General features: G+C 68.7%; 5 protein-coding genes. 1 reads left to right on the plus strand and 4 read right to left on the minus strand.

Translation table 11 applies throughout. The features are described 5' to 3' along the window. Window positions 1-239: 239 nt before the first annotated feature. The 3 genes from WT53_RS28765 to WT53_RS28775 form a co-directional block, all read right to left on the minus strand. Window positions 240-953: a dienelactone hydrolase family protein gene (locus tag WT53_RS28765; RefSeq protein WP_034208825.1), complete on the minus strand. Its 714-nt coding sequence runs from the start codon at window positions 951-953 to the stop codon at window positions 240-242. Between the two features lie 276 nt (window positions 954-1,229). Continuing rightward, window positions 1,230-1,541 (minus strand): DUF4148 domain-containing protein, encoded by a 312-nt coding sequence (locus WT53_RS28770; protein ID WP_034208824.1) that lies wholly within the window; start codon window positions 1,539-1,541, stop codon window positions 1,230-1,232. Between the two features lie 288 nt (window positions 1,542-1,829). Beyond that, on the minus strand, window positions 1,830-2,795 hold the full coding sequence (locus WT53_RS28775) for a GlxA family transcriptional regulator (RefSeq protein WP_034209443.1): 966 nt from the start codon (window positions 2,793-2,795) through the stop codon (window positions 1,830-1,832). Window positions 2,796-2,968: 173 nt separating this feature from the next. On the opposite strand from WT53_RS28775, the gene WT53_RS28780 reads away from it, so the two are divergent. Then, on the plus strand, window positions 2,969-3,610 hold the full coding sequence (locus tag WT53_RS28780; RefSeq protein ID WP_034208823.1) for an HD domain-containing protein: 642 nt from the start codon (window positions 2,969-2,971) through the stop codon (window positions 3,608-3,610). Window positions 3,611-3,628: 18 nt separating this feature from the next. On the opposite strand, the gene WT53_RS28785 is transcribed toward WT53_RS28780, so the two are convergent. Further along, a complete protein-coding gene (locus tag WT53_RS28785; RefSeq protein WP_034208822.1) occupies window positions 3,629-17,320 on the minus strand; it encodes an LWXIA domain-containing protein in 13,692 nt (4,563 codons plus the stop codon). Between the last annotated feature and the right edge of the window lie 551 nt (window positions 17,321-17,871).

Raw genomic sequence — 17,871 nt, forward strand, 5'->3', positions numbered from 1 at the left:
CACTGGGCGGGGGCTGGATCCAGCGCGCGGGCGAAGCGCCGCGCGCGCCGGATGCGCCGGTCGATTACGACAAGGCGCCTGCGTCGGCAACGGCGACGAACGGCTAAGCGCAACGCACGGCAGGAGCGGCAGAGCCGCGTCCGTCCACCGAACCGAACGGTTGCGAAAACGAACACGCCACGGACGTAAATCCGTGGCGTGTTCTTTTGCACCGTCGCCGCGCGGGGAGCGGCGTTACGTTACGCCGGCTTCGTCCAAAGCGTCCGGCCGAAGAACGTGAGCGTGCGGTCCCACGCCATTTGCGACCACACCGGATCGAACTGCGTGCCGGCGATGCGACCGGGGCCGACGGCCGTTTCGTTCGCGAATGCATGGTGCGCGAGATAGCGATGGAATTCGAAGCCGACCTTCGCATCGGTGAGCTTCTTTTCCAGTGCGTCGACCTGGTCGATCTTGAAGAACGCATCCTGCGTGCCCCAGTGACCCATCAGCGGCACCTTGAGCTTGGCCGGATCGAGGTAGTCGAGCGGCGGAAGGCCGTACCACGTGACGCCGGCGTCCGCTTCGGCATGTTGCAGCGACAGCAGCGTGAGGGCGCCGCCCATGCAGAAGCCCGTCACCGCGACGCGCGGCGCCAGCGTCTTCAGGTGCGCGACCGCGCCCGGAATGTCCTGCGACGCGGCGTCGCCGAAATCGAGGCCGGTCATCAGGTGATGCGCTTCTTCCTCCTCGACCGTCGACTTGCCGCGATACAGGTCGGGCACGAGCGCGAAATAGCCGCAGCGCGCGAGGCGATCCGCGACGCCGCGGATCTGGTCGTTCAGCCCCCACCATTCCTGGATGACGACAACCGCGGGCGCGCCTTCGGTCCGTGCCGGCGTGGCGAGATAGCCCTGCAGTTCCTGGCCGTCCGGACGGCGAAACGTGATCATGGAACCGGATGTTTGAGACATGAAACCGCTCCTTTTCGAAAAATGCGCCGAGTGCGACATCGGGCCGACCGGCGGGCGTCGCGATACCGCTCGCTCGCGTTCTGGCCGACACCGACCACGCGGCCATTCTATGCGCAAACACCGGATGCTTGCGTGAACGGCGCCGCGCGGCACGCGAGCGGCAAAGGGCGCGGACGGCCGGAAAACGAACACCCCGCCCCGATGAACGGGAGCGGGGTGTCGCGTGTACGGCGTGCGTATCGGAATACGCGGGAAATATGCCGGCGCGTATCCGGCTTACTGGCCGAAATAGATCGAGTCGCGGCCTTCCTGCTTGACCGCGATCGCGCGGCCGGCACGCGCGCCCGCGGCTGCCTGCGCGCCGTAGCCGGCTTCATCGGCGTTCGTCACGCGGGCCTGCGCGGTCTGCAGCGCACGCGGGTAGTACTGATCGGAGACTTCGGGCTTGTAGCCGGCTTGTTCGAGCTGGACGAGTTCCGCACGCACCTGGGCGCGCGTCAACTGGCCCGACGGGTTCGATTGGGCGAATGCGCCATACGATGCGGACAGTGCGGTTGCGGCGACGACAGTGGTGATGAACGACTTCATGGTGACCTCCGGTTCTGTTGATTTCGCGCTTCGCTCGTGGCGTTCAGCGGTTGATTGCATCGTAACGATCGCGTTACCGGTCGGAAATATGCGTTGCAGCGAATCATTATTGCAACTGGGTAAACGATTCGCGCGGCATGCGATTTCCTCTGAAGATTGCGGGCGTGCCGGGGCAGGCGCGTGGCCTGCGCGAGCAACAGGGCCGATCGGTGCAGCGCCAGCGGACTGAACAGTTGAATCGCATTCCGAATTAATTTTGGCGAGGCCGCCGGTGTCGTGCTTTTCGCATCACGCAGTCAGGGTCGCTTGCCGCTTCCGGTATTCGGCCGGGGTGATGCCGACGTGCCGGGTGAACGCTCGCCTGAGCGTATCGACGTTCGCGAAGCCGCATTTCGCCGCGACCTGCTTCGGCGTGTCGTGGCCGTTCTCGAGTAGCTGGCGGGCGGCCGAGATGCGGGTCGCCTCGACCCATGCGGCCGGCGTCATGCCGACTTCCGCGCGGAACAGTCGCGCGAAATGGCGCGGGCTCATGCCCGCATGCTTCGCCATCTCGGCCACCGAATGCTCGAGTTCCGGATGGGCGGCGATCCAGCGCTGGACTTCCTGCAGCACCGAACGCCCGACGGGGCGCGCCTCGCCCTTGCGGCTGAACTGGAGCTGCCCGCCCGGGCGCTTGAAGAACATCACCAGTTGCGCGGCGACGCGCCGCGCGATCTCGCGGCCGAGATCCTCCTCGACCAGCGCGAGCGCGAGATCGAGCCCGGCCGTGACGCCGGCGCCGGTGCGCAGCTTGCCGTCGCGTACGTACAGTGCGTCGGCGTCGACGGTGACGGACGGATATGCGTTAGCGAGTGCATCGGCGGCGGCCCAGTGCGTGGTCAGGTGGCGCCCTTTCAGCAGGCCGGTGGCCGCGAGGAGGAACGCGCCGGTGCAGATCGAGCCGTAGCGCCTGCTTTGCACGGCCGCCGAGCGCAGCCACGCGAGGACGTCGGTGCGCAATACGATCTGGCCGACGTGCGGCGCGCCGGCGACCAGCAGCGTGTCGAGGCGCTCCGGGATATCAGGCGCGATCCAGTCGGGCAGCACCCGTGCGCCGGACGAACTGCAGATCGGCCCGGGCCCGCTCGCGATGACCCGCAACGTGTAGAACGGCTTGCCGCACTCGGTGTTTGCTTGCGCGAACACGTCGAGCGGCGCGGAGACGTCGAGCAGTTGAACACCCGGAACGGCGAAAATACCCACGACCTTCGGCATGATCGATTGCATGTGGTATCGAACGTGATGCGCAGCAGTATAGGGGCGCTTCTTGCGCCGTGCAGGCGCCGTGTCCGTTCGTCGCGCGAAATGGCAGGATCAGGCGTGATACGTCCATTGGAGACATCGGTCGGAATCCGGAAAATCGAGGATGTCTTCCATGGAGGTCGATCATGACTGTGAACGTTGCCGGCATCACCCTTCCCGATACGCGTTTGACGCGCGAGATCACCGAGCTCGTGCGCGATACCGAGTCCGAGCTGCTGTTCCACCATTCGAGCCGCGTGTTCTATTTCGCGGCGCTGGCGGGCCGGCGGCGCGGGCTCGAGTACGATCCCGAACTGCTCTATTGCGGCTGCATGTTCCATGACATGGGACTGACGCACCGGCACAGCAGCGCTTGCGAGCGCTTCGAAGTGGACGGCGCGAACGCCGCGCGCGATTTTCTGAAGGGCAACGGGATTTCCCAACAGGACATCGATGTCGTGTGGACCGCGATCGCCTTGCACACCACGCCTGGCATCCCGCAGCACATGCATCCGGTCGTCGCGCTAGTCACGGCGGGCGTCGAGATGGACGTGCTAGGCCTCGCTTATCCGGAATACAGCGATAGCGAGCGGGAAGCGGTCGTGCGCGCGCATCCGCGCACGCCGCATTTCAAGGAGGACATCATTCAGGCGTTCTACGACGGCATCAAGCACAAGCCCGACACGACGTTCGGCAACGTGAAGGCCGACGTGCTCGCGGACAAGGATCCGCATTTCCGTGCGGGCAACTTCTGCAGCGTGATCCGGTCGTCCGCGTGGAGCGGCTGAGCGACGGGCCGGCGCGCATCAGCCGACGTTGATCGACTGCCCGACACGCAGCACGTTCGGCGCCGACGCCAGGCCCGGATTCAGCTGCAAGATCTCGTTCAGCGCGCGTGCATCCTGCTGGTCGCGCGTCATCGCCTTGCGGTCGTCCGGCGACACGTGCGCCGCGTCCAGCAGCGACTGGCGATGCGCGTCGGCGATCACCCACAGCGAATCTCCGGCCACGACGATGTACGGCTGCGCGGCCTGCGACGGCGGCGCGGAGGGCTGCGCGGGCGCCGTATTGCCCGTCGTGCCGGTCCCGGGTGGTTGCGTGGCGGTCGTGCCCGGCGCGAGGCCGGTCGTCGGCGTGCCGGCGGTCGGCTGCGGCGGCTGGTGTGATGACGGCGGCGGCGAGGCCGGCGTCGACTGCGGCTTGTGCGGCGACGATCCCGAGCCGCCCGACGGCGGGCCGAAGAACAGGCTCTGCAGTTGCGTGAAACCCCAGATTCCGATCGGCACGAGGATGAGCGCGGTCGGGTATTTTTTGACCCAGCGCGTCGCGTTCGGGAAATGGGTGTTCAGGCGCGCGCCGAGCAGCATCGCCGTCGACGTCGCGGCCGTTGCCGCGAGCCCGTAGTGCCCTTTGTCGTATTGCGCGATCGTGCCCGCGATGCCGCTCGCGACGCCGACGAAATCCGACGTCGAATCGATCAGGCGCACGACGCGGCTGCGCTTGTCCGCGTTCACGCGGTGCGCGCTGACCGCGTAGACGAGGCCCGAATAGGTCGCGGCGAGCCCCGCGCTCGCGGTCGTCAGCGCACCCGCGACGGTCGGCGCGGTCATGAGCCCGTGCACGCCGACGGCGATCGTCCCGGAATAGCCGACGATCGCGCTGCCGCGCCCGACGAGGCCGAGGAACCGGCGGGAATTGCCGTGATGCAGCTGCGTGAGCGACGTGCCGCCGACCATGCCCTGCATGTTCGCGAGCAGGTCGGCCGACAATTCCTTGATCTGCGCGGCCGCATCGTCGAAGCCGATGAGCCCCTGCCGATGCATTTCGACGAAGTGGCTCGCCTTCACGCGCGTTTCGTTCGTGAGCAGGTCCAGCTGTTCGAGCCGCGCCGGGTTGTAGCCGTGCACCGGCGCGGTCAGCTGCTGCGCGAGCGAGCGCTGCAGGCGATCGAGCACGTCGTGCACCGCGCGCGGATCGCCGCTCTGCAGGCTCTGCACCGCACCCTGGTGCATCGCACCGAATACGCGGCCCGCGCGCGCGCCGACGAACAGCGCGGTGTTCGCGTGCGTCAGCGCATCCGAGCTCATCACCGTCATGCCGTTGAACACGTTGAGCGCCACGAGCGAGCTGGCGCCGGCCACCGTGCCGCCGAAGCCCAGCGACCACGCCCAGTCGCGCTTGCCGAACGACGGCCGGTGGACGCGCAGCGCGTTGAGCTGCGCGAGCGCGGCCTCCTGCGGGTTGCCGCGCTGGTGGCTCGGCTGCGCGGCGATGTCGCGGTTCACGATGACGGGCTTGGTCTCGTCGATCGCGAGCTTCGGATCGGCGGCCACCGCGCGCCAGAACGCGGTGCTCGATGCATTCGGGTTCGCATGCGCGTCGATCTTGCGTGCGGTATCGGGCCTGCCGTACCGGCTCAGCCAGCGATCGCCGGCATCGCGTGCGCGCTCCTCGGCCCGGTTGGCGGGATCGGCGGTATTCCAGTAGTTCTCCTTCGCATAAGTGATCGTTGCCTGCCGTGCGCGGTCCATCAGCGCGGTCGTGTGCCCCTCGTAGAGATCGGCGCGCAGTTGCGCGAGCTGGTCGGGCTTCAGCCCATTCGCAAGACCGACGCGTTCGACTTCGGCGAACAGCACCTGATGCTGGTTCGCGAGCGTCTGCGCGCCGACCCGTTCGAACACGCGCGTGAGCGCGTCGGCGCCGTGCAGGCGTGCGAGCTTGTCGGGCGCGTGCAGCTTGTATTCGACGAGCTTGCGGGCGAGTGCGGCGGTCAGGTCCTGGTTCGCGACGAAGTCCGAGCCGTGCGTCGCATACGACAGCCCGAGATGAACCCAGTCGAGTTCCTTGCGCTCGAGCACGGCCTCGACGAGCTTCAGGTGGCCGTCGCCCGGCGCCGGTTCGAGCACGGCGTCCCAGCCGTGGAACGTCACCATCACATGCGGCGCGGTCGCGCCGGTGTGCTCCCGCGCCCACGTTTCGAGCGCGTCGAACGTGCGCACGTAGTCGTGGTACGCATCGTTGGTGCCCGCCAGCGTGCGCTGGTCTTCGGCCGACACGAGCGCGCGCGACGGCGCGGTTTCGAGACGCAGCACGAAGCCGCCTTCGGACGCCGCATCGAGCCATTTGTACAGGTGGCCGAGGTCGTCGAGTTCGAGGTGGCGGCCCGTGCCGTCGATGTCGATTCGCGCGTTCGCTTCGTCGAACTGCGCGTTGTCGAGCTTGCCGAGTTCGCGCACGCGGCGGATGAAGGCGGGGTCGTGTTTGCGGCCGAGCGCGGCGGCCAGCGAATACGGATCGACCGCGACCGACACCACCGGCATCGCACCGCCGTAGCGTTTCACGAGTGCGAGCATCTCGGCGGGATCGTCGCGCAACGTGAAGCCGCGCGCCATCAGCGCGAGGCGATCCTGGATCTCGGGTTTCGCGCGGGCATAGGCCTGCAGCGCATGCCGGTCCGCGGCCCGCGCGATCGACAGATAGGTGATCGCGCGCTTCGCATGGCGCGACACCACGTTCGCCGCATGGTCGGGCCGCGACAGCGGGCCGCGCCACGGCATGCTCGACGCGTCGCGCGCGAGCCGCAACGGGATGCCGAGCGTCTTCATCATCACGCTGTCGGCCATCATGACCTGGCGCGTGGTGCCGAGATCGAGCGGTTTGCCGGTGCGGCCCGCGAACGCCTTCACGCGCTCGTGCTCGGGAAACCAGTGGTCGACCTTCGCCTTGCCGAAGCGAAGGATCCATTCGGCGACCGTCGCGCTCGTCAGGCCGGGCTGATAGGTCTTGATGCTGAACGGTTTGCCGGCCGGCGCGGCCTGCGGCGCGGGCGACGCGGCCGGGGCGGGTGCCGCCGGCGCATTCTGCTTGCCTTTTTTGCCCTTGCCGCGCGCAGGCTTTTTCGGCTTCGCGGACGGGCTGGCGGACGCAGTGCCGGACGCCGGATCGCCGGCAAGTATGGCCTGCCGGTTCTTCGCGGCCGTCAGTTCGGCCGCGATGCGGCTCTCCAGTTCGCCGAACGGAGCGGACGATTCCGCCGCGGCCTTCCGCAACTGCTTGTCGAGTTCCGCTTGTTTCAGCGCATAGGCCGCGACCTGCGTCGGCTGCGTGCGTGCGTCGAATTCCGCCGGGTCGAGCCGCGTCACGAGAAAGTGCCGGTCCGAGCCGTCCGGACCGCCGCCGATCTTCGTCTTGTCGAGGTCGACGCCGGGCTTGCTCTTGTCGGCGAAATGCGCGGCATCGTCGAACCATTGCAGCGTGCCGTCGCGGGTCGCGAGGATGCCGTCCGGCTGGTGCAGCGTGTCGATCAACGCGCCTTCCGTGCCGTAGACGTAGATGAAGTATTCGGGGCCGACCTGGCCGAGATCGATCACGCGCCGCAGATGCAGCGTATTCGCGCCGCTGAAATCGTGCACGTCGTCGGCCGATTTCGGCAGCAGGTTCGGCGCGACCCATCGATTGGCGAGCGGCGTCGCGCCGGCCGGCGGCTTGCCTCTCGACTGGATCTTGCCGAGCCGGCGCTGCACGCGGTCGCTCGTTTTCATCGACGGTGGCTTTTGCTCGGCGATCGGCAACGCCCGCTCGGCCGGCTCGAAGCCGCCATAGCGGGACACCGCCGATTCCGGTAGCGAGGACGGCACGAACACGACGCCGCGCCGGCCGTCGGGCAGGCCGCGTGCGCGGCGACGGAAGGCGGCGCCGAGATCCTGCTCGCCGATCGACGCGTCGCCGACCGAGGTTTTCTCGTGATAGGTCCAGCCGCTGCCATCTTGCTTGGGCACGGCGTAGCCGAGCACCTTGCCGGTCTTCCTGTCTACCGCGAAGATCGTCGTGCTGCCGTCCGCGGCCTTCGCGGCCGCCTTGGGACGCTTGAATTGCGGTGCAGCGGCGAGTTCGCCGATCTGCTCGACGACGTCCTGCGCAGGCGCGTCGCCGGAAGGCTCGGCATGCCACACGCGCTTCGAATCGACGGCTTCGACTTTCGCCGCGCCGCCGAATTGCCGCAGCTCGTCGAGCGACACCGGCGACAGGTAGAAGTCGAATTTCGCGCGTGCTTCATGCGGCGTTTCGCTGCCGCTGCGCTTGCGTGGGCGCGTGCCCGGATAGAGCGCGTCGCGCAACGCGTGCGACGGCGTGCCGCCGGGGTCGGCCGATTCGACCTGACCGGGCTGGCCGTGGGCATCGGTGGTCAGGCTCGCGACGAACTCGGGTTGCGGATGCGTGCCGTCGTCCGCCGGCCGGTCGACATGCTTCGCGATCAGCACGTGGGCGTTGGGGCCTGCGTATTGCGCGAGGTCGCGGATGTCGGCCAACTGCGTGCCGTCGATCCGCTTCAGGTCGCGTTTGCCGTGCGCATCGAGCCAGTCGGCCGCGCGCGCTTCGGGCGTGCGCGCGGGGGCGGCCGGCAGGAACGACGACGGGTCCGGCACCGGCCACATCATCATCGACGGCATCGTCCGCGGTGCCGTACCGGTTCGCCCGGCTTCGCCGTCGCGCAGCGCCTGCTCGGCCTGCGCGCGATACAGCGCACGGTAGACGGGGTTGCCGGGCAGCGAGGTCCGCGCGTTGCCGAACGCGTCGGCGAGGCGCGCGAGGCCCGCGGCGTCGCCCGGCATCACGTGGTCGGCTTCGCGCGCGATTTCGTCGGGGAGCACCGCGTGCTCGGCGATGTCGATGCCGGTCGATGCGAGGATTTGCTTGCGCACCGCGAATGCGTTGGCTTGCGCGCGCGCCTCGGCGCGCAGCGCGCTTTCCGCGTACGCATCGGGGCTGCTGGTGTCGAGGTCGAGCCGGTTCGTCGCCACGTCGACCGCGTGCCCGACCTCGTGTGCGAGCACGTAGACGATCGTGCCGGCGCTGCGCAGGCCGCCGTCGATCACGATCCGGCGCTGTTCGGCATCGACCTTGCTGCCCGCGCCGGCGCGGCCCTGCACGATCTCCCAGCGGCCGGGATTCAGCAGCCGCAACTGATCGGCGAGCAGGCTCGACCGGTCGGCCAGCGCATAGGCGGCATCGGGCAGCGGCGCGCCGCCGAACCACATCCGGATGCGCGTGAAGAGCGACGGCTTCTGGACGAACGCGCCGTCCGGCAGCGACTCGCTGATCACCGGGTGCGCGAGTTCGACGTGGCCGCTCGCGATGCCGCGTTCGAGCGGCTGGATGACGGCATCGATCATCCCGGGCGTGCGGTTGGTCGCCGGGTCCGGATGCGGGATCAGGACGGAAGGGTCGCTGAAGTAGAACTCGCCGCTCGCATCGAACAGGCCTTCGAAATCGAACGACAGGCCGTGCCGCGTGGCAAGCTCGCGCATCGCGGCGAGCTGCCGCATCGATTCGCGCGTCACGCGTTTCGGCAGGATGCCGTGCATCACGTCGAGGCTGCCGAGCTCGGCCAGCGGGCTGTACAGCACCGCGACGCGTCCGTGGTAGGTAAACGGCCCGTCGACCGTGACCGTGCGCATGCCGAGCTGCGTCAACTGGTCGAGCCCGCGTTTTTCGTGGGCGAGCATCGTGCGCGCCTTGTCGCCGCTGGCGTCGAACACGCCGATCGCATTGCGTTTGCCGAGTTCGAATACCGCCTTCGCGGTGCCCGCGCCGAGGAACGGGCCGAGCAGCGCGTCGGGATCGACGCGCCGCGACGGATCGCCGGCGACGTGCAGCCCGTGCTCGTCGACGGCGAGCGCGCCCGCATCGATCCGTTCGCGCGGCGACGGCGTGTAGCGCGTCCACGCGCCCGGGCCGCCGAACTGCATGCGCTGCGTGCCGTCGCTGCGCGGCTCGCCGAGCGTGCGGACCGTGCCACTGTCGGGCACGTAGATCGTGCGTTGCCAAAGATTCGCGAGCCACGCGGCGTGCGCCGCGCCGCCTTCGCCTGCGAGGACGATGGGGGCGCCGGCCCGCGCGGGCGTGAACGCATGGCGATGATCGATCGAATAGTCGACGGGCGTGGCGGGGCGGCCGCGTGCGTCGAGCAGGCCGCCGGCCGCATCGGTCCGCGCGTGGACGAGCGTCAGCGGCTCCCCGTTCGCATAGGAGACCGGACCGTTGCGCGAGAAGGACAGTTTCGGCGAGCCGCCGCCGAACCAGCGGCGCGGAAACGGCGACGCACGGTCCGCGTGCGCGAGGCTCCACTGCGCCTGTTCGTCGAGCGTGCGCGGCAACCGTGCGCCGCCGCCGGCGCCGGACGATTCGGTCGTGTGCGGTGCGGGCATGCTCGGCGATGCGCTGCCCGACTGTTGCTGCCGGTCCCACGCACGGCCATAGAACGCACCGTAGCGCTCGCCGTCGCGGCCCGATACGGGAGCATTGCCGAATGCGTCGGCGAGGCGTGCGAGGCCGGCTTCGTCGCCCGGCATCACATGATCGGCTTCGCGCGCGATCTCTTCGGGAAGCACCGCGTGCTCGGCGATGTCGACGCCGGTCGATTCGAGGATCTGCTTGCGCACCGCGAACGCGTTGGCTTGTGCGCGCGCTTCGGCGAGCAGCGTGCTTTGCACGTACGCTTCCGGGCTGCTGGTGTCGAGGCCGAGCCGGTCGTTCGACACGTCGGCCGCGTGGCCGGCTTCGTGCGCGAGCGTATAGACGAGCGTGCCGGTGCCGCGCAGGCCGCCGTCGATCACGATCCGGCGTTGGTCGACGTCGGTGCGGCTGCCGCGTCCCGCGCGGCCCCACACGATCTGCCAGCCATCCGACTTCAGCAGCCGCATCTGGTCGGCGAGCAGGCTCGACCGGTCGGCGAGCGCATAGGCGGCATCGGGCAGCGGCGCGCCGCCGAACCACATCCGGATGCGCGTGAAGAGCGACGGCTTCTGGACGAATGCGCCTTCCGGCAGCGATTCGGCGATCGCGGGATGTGCGAGCGCGATGCTGCCGTTGTCGATGCCGCGTTCGAGCGGCGCGATGACGTTGTCGATTTCCTCGAGCGTGGCGTCGATTTCCTCGCGGTCGTCCGTGCGGAATACGGTGGCCGGGTCGCTGAAGTAGAAGTCGCCGTGCGCGTCGAACAGCCCCTGGAAATCGAACACCAGACCATCGCGCTCGACGATCTCGCGCATCGCCGCGAGCTGTCGCATCGATTCGTGCGTGACACGTGACGGCAACGCGCCGAGCGAGACGGCGCGGCTGCTGAGTTCGGCGAGCGGATGGTAGAGGATCCCGATCCGGTTGCCGACCGAGAACGGGCCGTCGATGGTCAACGTGCGCATGCCGTAGCGGCGCAGCAGGTCGAGTCCGTTGCGTTCGGTGTCGAGCGCGTCGTAATGATTCGCGAGTTGGCCGTCGCGCGGCCGCGCGGGATCGACGTCGTACAGGCCGATCGCGTTGCGCTTGCCGAGTTCGAACACGCTCTTCTCGATGCCGGCTCCGAGGAACGGACCGATCAGCGCTTGCGGGTCCAGCCGCCGCGACGGGTCGCCCGCGACGTGCAGGCCGTTCGCGTCGACGGCGAGTTCGCCGTAGTCGATTCGCTCGCGCGGCGATGGCGCATAGCGAGTCCATGTGGGTGCGTAATCGAATCGCGCCTGCGTGCGCATGCTGCCCGGGTCGCCCATGGCCGCGTCGAACGCGCGGATGGTGCCGCCGTCCGGCACGTAGACTGGCCGTTGCCAAGTGTTCGTGAGCCATGCCGCGGCGGCGTGGCCGTTGTCGGCGGCCAGGACCAGCGCGTAGCCGCTGCCGGCGCTGGTCGACGTGCCGGCGAGGAAGTGTGCGATCGAAAAGTCGACGTGCCGTGCGGGGCGGCCATGTGCGTCGAGCAGCTGGCCAGTGGCATCGGTTCGGCCGCGAACGATCGTCACCGGTTCGTCGATTCCCGACGACGAGCGTTCGTCCAGGAACCGCAGCGTCATCTGTCGCGGCTCGTTGCGCCCGCGTTCGGCGAACGGCGAGATCGCCTCCGCGTGCGCGAGGCTCCACTGCACCTGTTCCTCGAGCGTGCGCGGCAGGTGCGCGCCGCCGCCGGCCGATTCGGTCGTGTGCGGCGCCGGCATCCGGCGCGGGGCGCCACCGTCGCGTTTCTGCTTGTCCCAGATGCCGTCGTAGAACGCCTGATACGTCTCGCCGCGCCGGCCTGACACCGGTGCGTCGGCGAACGCGTCGGCAAGCCGTGCGACCGTGCCCGCATAGTCGCTCGACGGCGTCCAGCGGTCGGCCTCGTGCTGGAGCGCGTCGGGCAGCGTCGTGTTCGCCGCGATGTCGCTGCCGCCCGCGAGATCGATTTCGTAGCGCGCCTCGAACGCGTTGATCTGCGCGCGCGCTTCGGCTTCGAGCGCCTTGCGCGTGAAGCGGCTGCGGCCGCTGTAGTCGAGCGAATCCAGCGTGCCGTCGATCGCCTCGACCGCGTGCTTGGCCTCGTGCGCGAGCGTGTAGGTGATGCTGCCCGAATCGTGCAGTCCGCCATCGATCGTCACGCGGCGTCGCTTCGGGTCGATCCGGCTGCCGCCGCCGCGCTTGCCGAGGCTCACGCGCCAGCCGGCATCGCTCAGCATCCGCAACTGCTGCGTGAGCGTGTCCGATTGCTGCGCGAGCGCGTGGACCGCGTCCGGTAGCGGCGCGCCGCCGAAACGCATTTGCAGCCGCGTGAACAGGCCCGGGCCGGCAAGCGCAGGGTCCGGCGGTGCTTCGGTAGTTTCCGGGTGTGCGGCGGCCGGGAGCGCGTGGTCGTCGGCCCGTGCGTCGCGGACCGGCTTCGGCGGCCGGGATGCGTCGCGCGCGTCGTTCGCCGCTTGCGACGCGGATCGTTCGGCCGGCTTGACGAGCACCACGATCCGATTCGGCGCACTGAATGCGCCATCCAGCGCACGCGCGCCGCGAGCGGGCGGCTGCGGCAGGGCGGCGTGCGTTTCGGGATCGGCGACGTGGCGCCTGGCCGTTGCGAGCACGACGACGGTATCGTCGTTCGCGGGCGGTGGCGCGCGGCGCGCGGCGGGCACTTCCGGATTCGCCGCGGGCGGATCGGCCTCGACGACGCCCGCCGCATCGACGTGCGCCGCCTGCGCGTTCGTGCCGACGACGCGGCCGCCTGCCGCCGCTGCGTCGGGGGCGGGCAGGTAGCGCGTGAGCGGCGCGTCGGCGCGCAACGTGCCGTCCGTATGCAGCGCGTCCGGCGCGGCCGCGAATACCGGCCGCTGCCAGCGGTTCGCGAGTTCGGGCGCGACGTGCGCGTCGGCCGCATCGGCGATGACGACGATCGGCTCCGTGACGTCGGCGGGCAGCGCGCCCGCCGCGCGCGGCCGCGCAGCCTCGGGCGTGGCGGCTGCCGGATCCTCGCCGTTGCGCACGATGAAGAGCGTATGTTCGCCGTAATCGAGCGCTTCGACGGACGGGCCGCGCGGCACCGACACGCCGGCCGGGTCGAGCGTCGCGGGCCGGGAGGCCGGGTCGGCGTCGGTCAGGTCGATCACGCGGACCGGCGTGCGCGGCGCGACGCTGGCCGGCTCTTCGAGCGCGCCCGCGCCGGGTGCGCCGGGCGCCCGCGCGACGGCCGGATCGTTCTCCGCGCGCAGGTCGCTGCTGCGGCGATTCTGCGCGGCGACGTGCGAATCGGACGCGCGCGTTTCCTGCTGCTCCTCGTCGCGCGTGGTCCGTGCTTCGCTCGTGTGCTGCGCGTTGCGTGCGCTGGCGGTCGTGGTCGCGGTGGCCGTGTCGTTCGCTTCGGTGGCACGCGCCGCGGCTTCGTCGGCCGGCGTGGTTCTCGGCGCGCTGTCGGCCGGCGGGGCCGCGTCGCTTGCCGGCTGTCGCGGGTCGCTGCGCGCCGGGGCGGGCGTTTTCGCGACGAGCTTCGACGGCGCAACGATTTCGCCGTCGCTGCCGAACGACAGCCGGTCGCCCGTTTCCGTGACCGAATCGATCTTCGTGCCTTCGGTCCAGGTCTTGCCGGTCAGCTTGACGATGCTCAGTTCGCCGTTCTCGCCGAGGATCACCGACGTCCCGCGCGGCAGGTTGTTCAGATCCTTGTTGTTGAGCGAGTCGAGCACGCGCACGGGCATGTTGTCGTACGTGAGTACCTTGTCGCCCGCCATCAGCGTGCCGTCCTTCGCGACCTTGACGTCGACGCCGTCGAGCGATGCGCGCGTCGCACCGAACGCCAGTTGCGACGGCTCGTTCCTGGTCAGTATCTTCTGCAGTTGCTGTCCGTCGATCGAGATGCGTTCGCCACCCGCTGAACGGGCGACCACCGGCCGGCCCGTGACGCGAACCGTCGCGTTGACCACGCGGTCCCGCACGCCGCCCGCGCCCATCAGCGCGACGTTCGTGAAGCCGGACTTGAGATCCTCCCAGCCCTTCTCGCTGTTCCCGTTCTTGAAATCGACATAGGCTTCGCCGAAGGTTTCGCCCGCGGCGCCGATGCCCGTGGCGAGCGACGTGCCGCGCACGATCGCCGTGGTCACTCGCGCGGCCTTCGCCGAGCCGGTGAGTGCGGTGATCGTCTTGCCGAACACTTCCGAGCCCGCGAACTTCGCCGCGCCGGCCGCCCCCATCGGCACGAGGTTGAGCCAGTCGCCGCGCGCGCCGGCGTCGGTGAACGGATTGACGCTCTGGTTGTGTTCCAGGCGCGAGCCGATATCGAGCGCGGATTTCGTCATGCTCGAACCGATCGCCGTGTCCATCATCACCGCGCCCGCGAAGTTCAGCGCGCCGCCGGCGAACGCGCCGACGCCGGTGGCGTCGAGCAGCACGCCGGCGCCTTCCATCAGCAGCCCGAGACCCATCATCCCCAGGTTCACCTTGCCGCCGGTCAGCGTGTTCAGCGCGCTGTCGAACCAGTCGTCGTGATGCGCGGCCTTCTGCTGGAACTGCGCGTGACCGTTGTCGTCGTAGCCGGTCACGAGATCGAGCGTGCCGCTCGACGCAAGCTGGTTGTTGTCGAGGTAGTCGCCGACATTGTCGTAATGCGCGGACGTGTCGTCGACGTACTGGACGTGGCCCTTGCTGTCGGTGACCTTGAAGAGTGCGCTCGTCACCATGCCGGCCGTCTTGTCCGAATAGATCAGCGGCAGGACGTTGACCTGCGTGCCGCTGCCGCCGCCGAGCTTCAGGATTTCGCCGCGCACCTTGTCGATCGTGTCGAGCTTGTCCTTGTCGGTGTAGCGCACCGTGTCGTCGTTGACGGGCGCGGTGGGCGTGCCCGTATCCGACGAAGGTTGCACGTCGGGCGGCAGCCCGATCGCGGTGCCGATCAGGTTGCGCTGCTCGTTGTCGGTCAGCTTGCCGAAATGGATCGTCGCGGCCTTGTTCGTGCTCGCCCCGGCTTGATCGAGCAGCGATTGCGACAGTTCGCCCTGGTGCGCGCGGAAGAAGCCGTCGAGCGCCTTCGAATAGGCATCCTTGTCATCCTGACTCTGCGGATTGCGCAGGTTCTCGGCGAGGCTCGCATCGAACTGGTCGAGCAGCACCTGCTGATGCGACATCTCGGTCAGCAACTGCAGCTTGTTGACGGTCGCGTCGGCTTGTTGCAGGGCGTTGCGCGCCTGGTCGAGCTGGCTCTGGTACGGATTCGGACGCAGCGGCGTGCGCATCGGAATCTCGTCGCCGTTCACTTCGCGCACGCGCACCGGCGTCGGGTTGTTCGCGTACCAGTCGTCGTAGGTTTTCTGCATGTCGGCGAGCTTGCCCTTCAGCACGCCTTGCTGCGTCTTCGCGTTCGCGAGCTGGAATTTCGCGGCCGCGTCGTTGAACGTGTTGGACAGCCGGCCGTCGGCCGCACGCAGCGCGCCCGCGACGACATGGAGTTTTTTTGCGTCGAGCGCGGTCTGGCCGGTCGCGGTGGTCGGCACGGACGTGTTCGAGCCGGGCGGCTGCAGCACGAACGATGGATTCGTGAACAGCGTCGTGGGCGGCAGCGACGTCGACAGTGCGCTGGGCGGCGTCGACGTGCTCAGCGACGACGTCGGCGTCTGCGTCGTCGACGGCGTGGGCGTGCTCGAGGTGCTCGATGTGCTCGGCACCGACGTGCTCAGCGACGGCGACGGTTGCGCCGACGGGGACGGCGGCGTTGCGGACGGCGGCGGATTCGTCGACAGCGTCGGCGTCGGGTTCTGCAGCACGAACGGCACCTTCGGCTTGAGCTGCGCATCGATTTGCGCGCCGGCGTCGTCGTACTGCTGCGCGAGCGTCTGACCGTACGCGACGACGAATCCGTCGTGCGCGAGGCTGGCCTTCTGCTTCGCCTGCGCGAGCGCATCGGACGCGGCGGCGAGGTCGGTATCGACGGTCGGATGCGGATCGAGCGAGTGCGGATTCGCGGTATGCCAGTCGTCGGACGCCGATTTCGCGGCGTCGTACTTGCCTTGCAAGTCGTCGACGCTCAACTGCGCGCCGAGCATCTGCATGTAGCTGCCGCTCGTGTTCGCCTGCGTGGTCGCGCGATCGAGCGCGGCCTTGTCGTCTTTCGCCGCGCCGGGCGTCGAGCCGATCAGGCACGCGCTGTCGGCATCGTACTTCTGCTGCAGCGTCGTGACCTGCTGCGCGTCGAGCGACGCCGCATAGGCCGCGTTCGAGTAATTGGCGATCTTCGCGGCCTGCGCGATATCGGCCTGAACGGCGTGCATGTCGACGTTGCCGTTCGCATCGGCCGGCGGCGGATCGGGCAGATCGACCTGCAACTGCAGCGGTGCGAGCGCATCGTTCAGCTTGCCGACGCCGGTGTCGATCGCGTCCTTGTACGCGGGATCGGCCATGTACGACTGGAACTGCTTGTAGGCGAGATTCGCATTGCTGACGTCTGCCCAGTACTTCGCCTGAGCCGTTACCGCGCTCGAGGTCGCCGATTGCCAGTCGTCGTAGGCCTGGACCTGGGCGGGCGTCTTGCAATCGCCCTGCTGCGGGACGAAGTTCGGATTCGCCTTCGTCTGGTCGGGGAACAGCTTTTGCAGCGCGGCGAGCTTCGCATCGGCCTGCTGTTGCGCGGGCCCCTCGATTTTGTCGTTCGTCGGGTCGGCGCTGTACTGGTCGGCTTTCGCCTGCTCGCCGTACAGGATCCGGTAGCCGGCGTCGGTCGTCACGTCGAGCTCGCGTTGCGCGGTGTCGGCCGCATCGTGCGCCTTCGCGTAGTTGTCGCGTGCGGCCTTGCGCTCGTCGGGCGTCGCGTCGGGGTCGCGGTTCGTCATCCGCAGCACGCCCTGCGCGCCTTGCAGCGCCTGCTGCGCGTTGTCGTACCTGGTCTGCGCGTCCTGGATCACACCTTGGACGGCGCGCGTCGTGTCGTTGTCGACCGTGATCTCGGGCGGCGCCACGCGATATTGATCGGCCATGCTCTGGAGCAGGGCGGTGGCCGACGCGATTTCGGGGTTGGTCGGCTTGGACGGATCGGTGCCGAGATCGGCCTGCACCGGGATCGGCGGCGTGGTGGTCGGGGTGACCGGATTGGCCGGGCCGTTGTTCGGGCCGTCGTTGGACGTACCGTCCGCATTGCGCGGCGGTTTCGGGGCGAGGTCGGGGTCCAGCGTCTGCGACAGGAAACGCTGCCAGTTCAACCCCAAACCCATTCCGTCGATGGACAACATGCAAGGCTCCCGTCAGGCGCGGCCGTACGCAAGATGCACGCCGCCGGCGCCGCATGGCGCGATTTCGAGTGTACGGAAGCGGTCGGAGCGGGCACGGACGCGATTCGTAGCGCGCGACGAGCGGGAACGGGTCGGTCCGGGGATCGCTACGAGAAGCGATCATGTCCTGATAAGTGCGCTATGCAGAAGGCGGGGAGATGAGGCGGCTTGCGCATCGATTCGGTCTGGGCCCGGTGTTACAGCTGGCTTTCGGTGATGGCGTGCGCCTTACTTTCTGCTTTCGGTTTTATGATAAGGTATGCGAAGTAATTTGCGGCGGTGGACGGGGCGGGTAGGAGTAGGCAGTGCGGTATGCCCTGCATCGAGACGAGGAGTTCGGGCGACACGAGTTTGGAGAGCGGATATTGGCGCGCGAGGAACAGGGGCCGGTACGGCGGGTGATGCACTTTTTTGTGGTGGATCGGTGTTGTCGGATGAATTGCACCGATATCCGATGGGAGAGGCCGGCTGCTGGCTGGAGCAGTCGGTCGACGTGTAATCGGCAGAGTTCG

Source organism: Burkholderia sp. MSMB2157WGS (assembly GCF_001532755.1).
Taxonomy (GTDB): Bacteria; Pseudomonadota; Gammaproteobacteria; order Burkholderiales; family Burkholderiaceae; genus Burkholderia.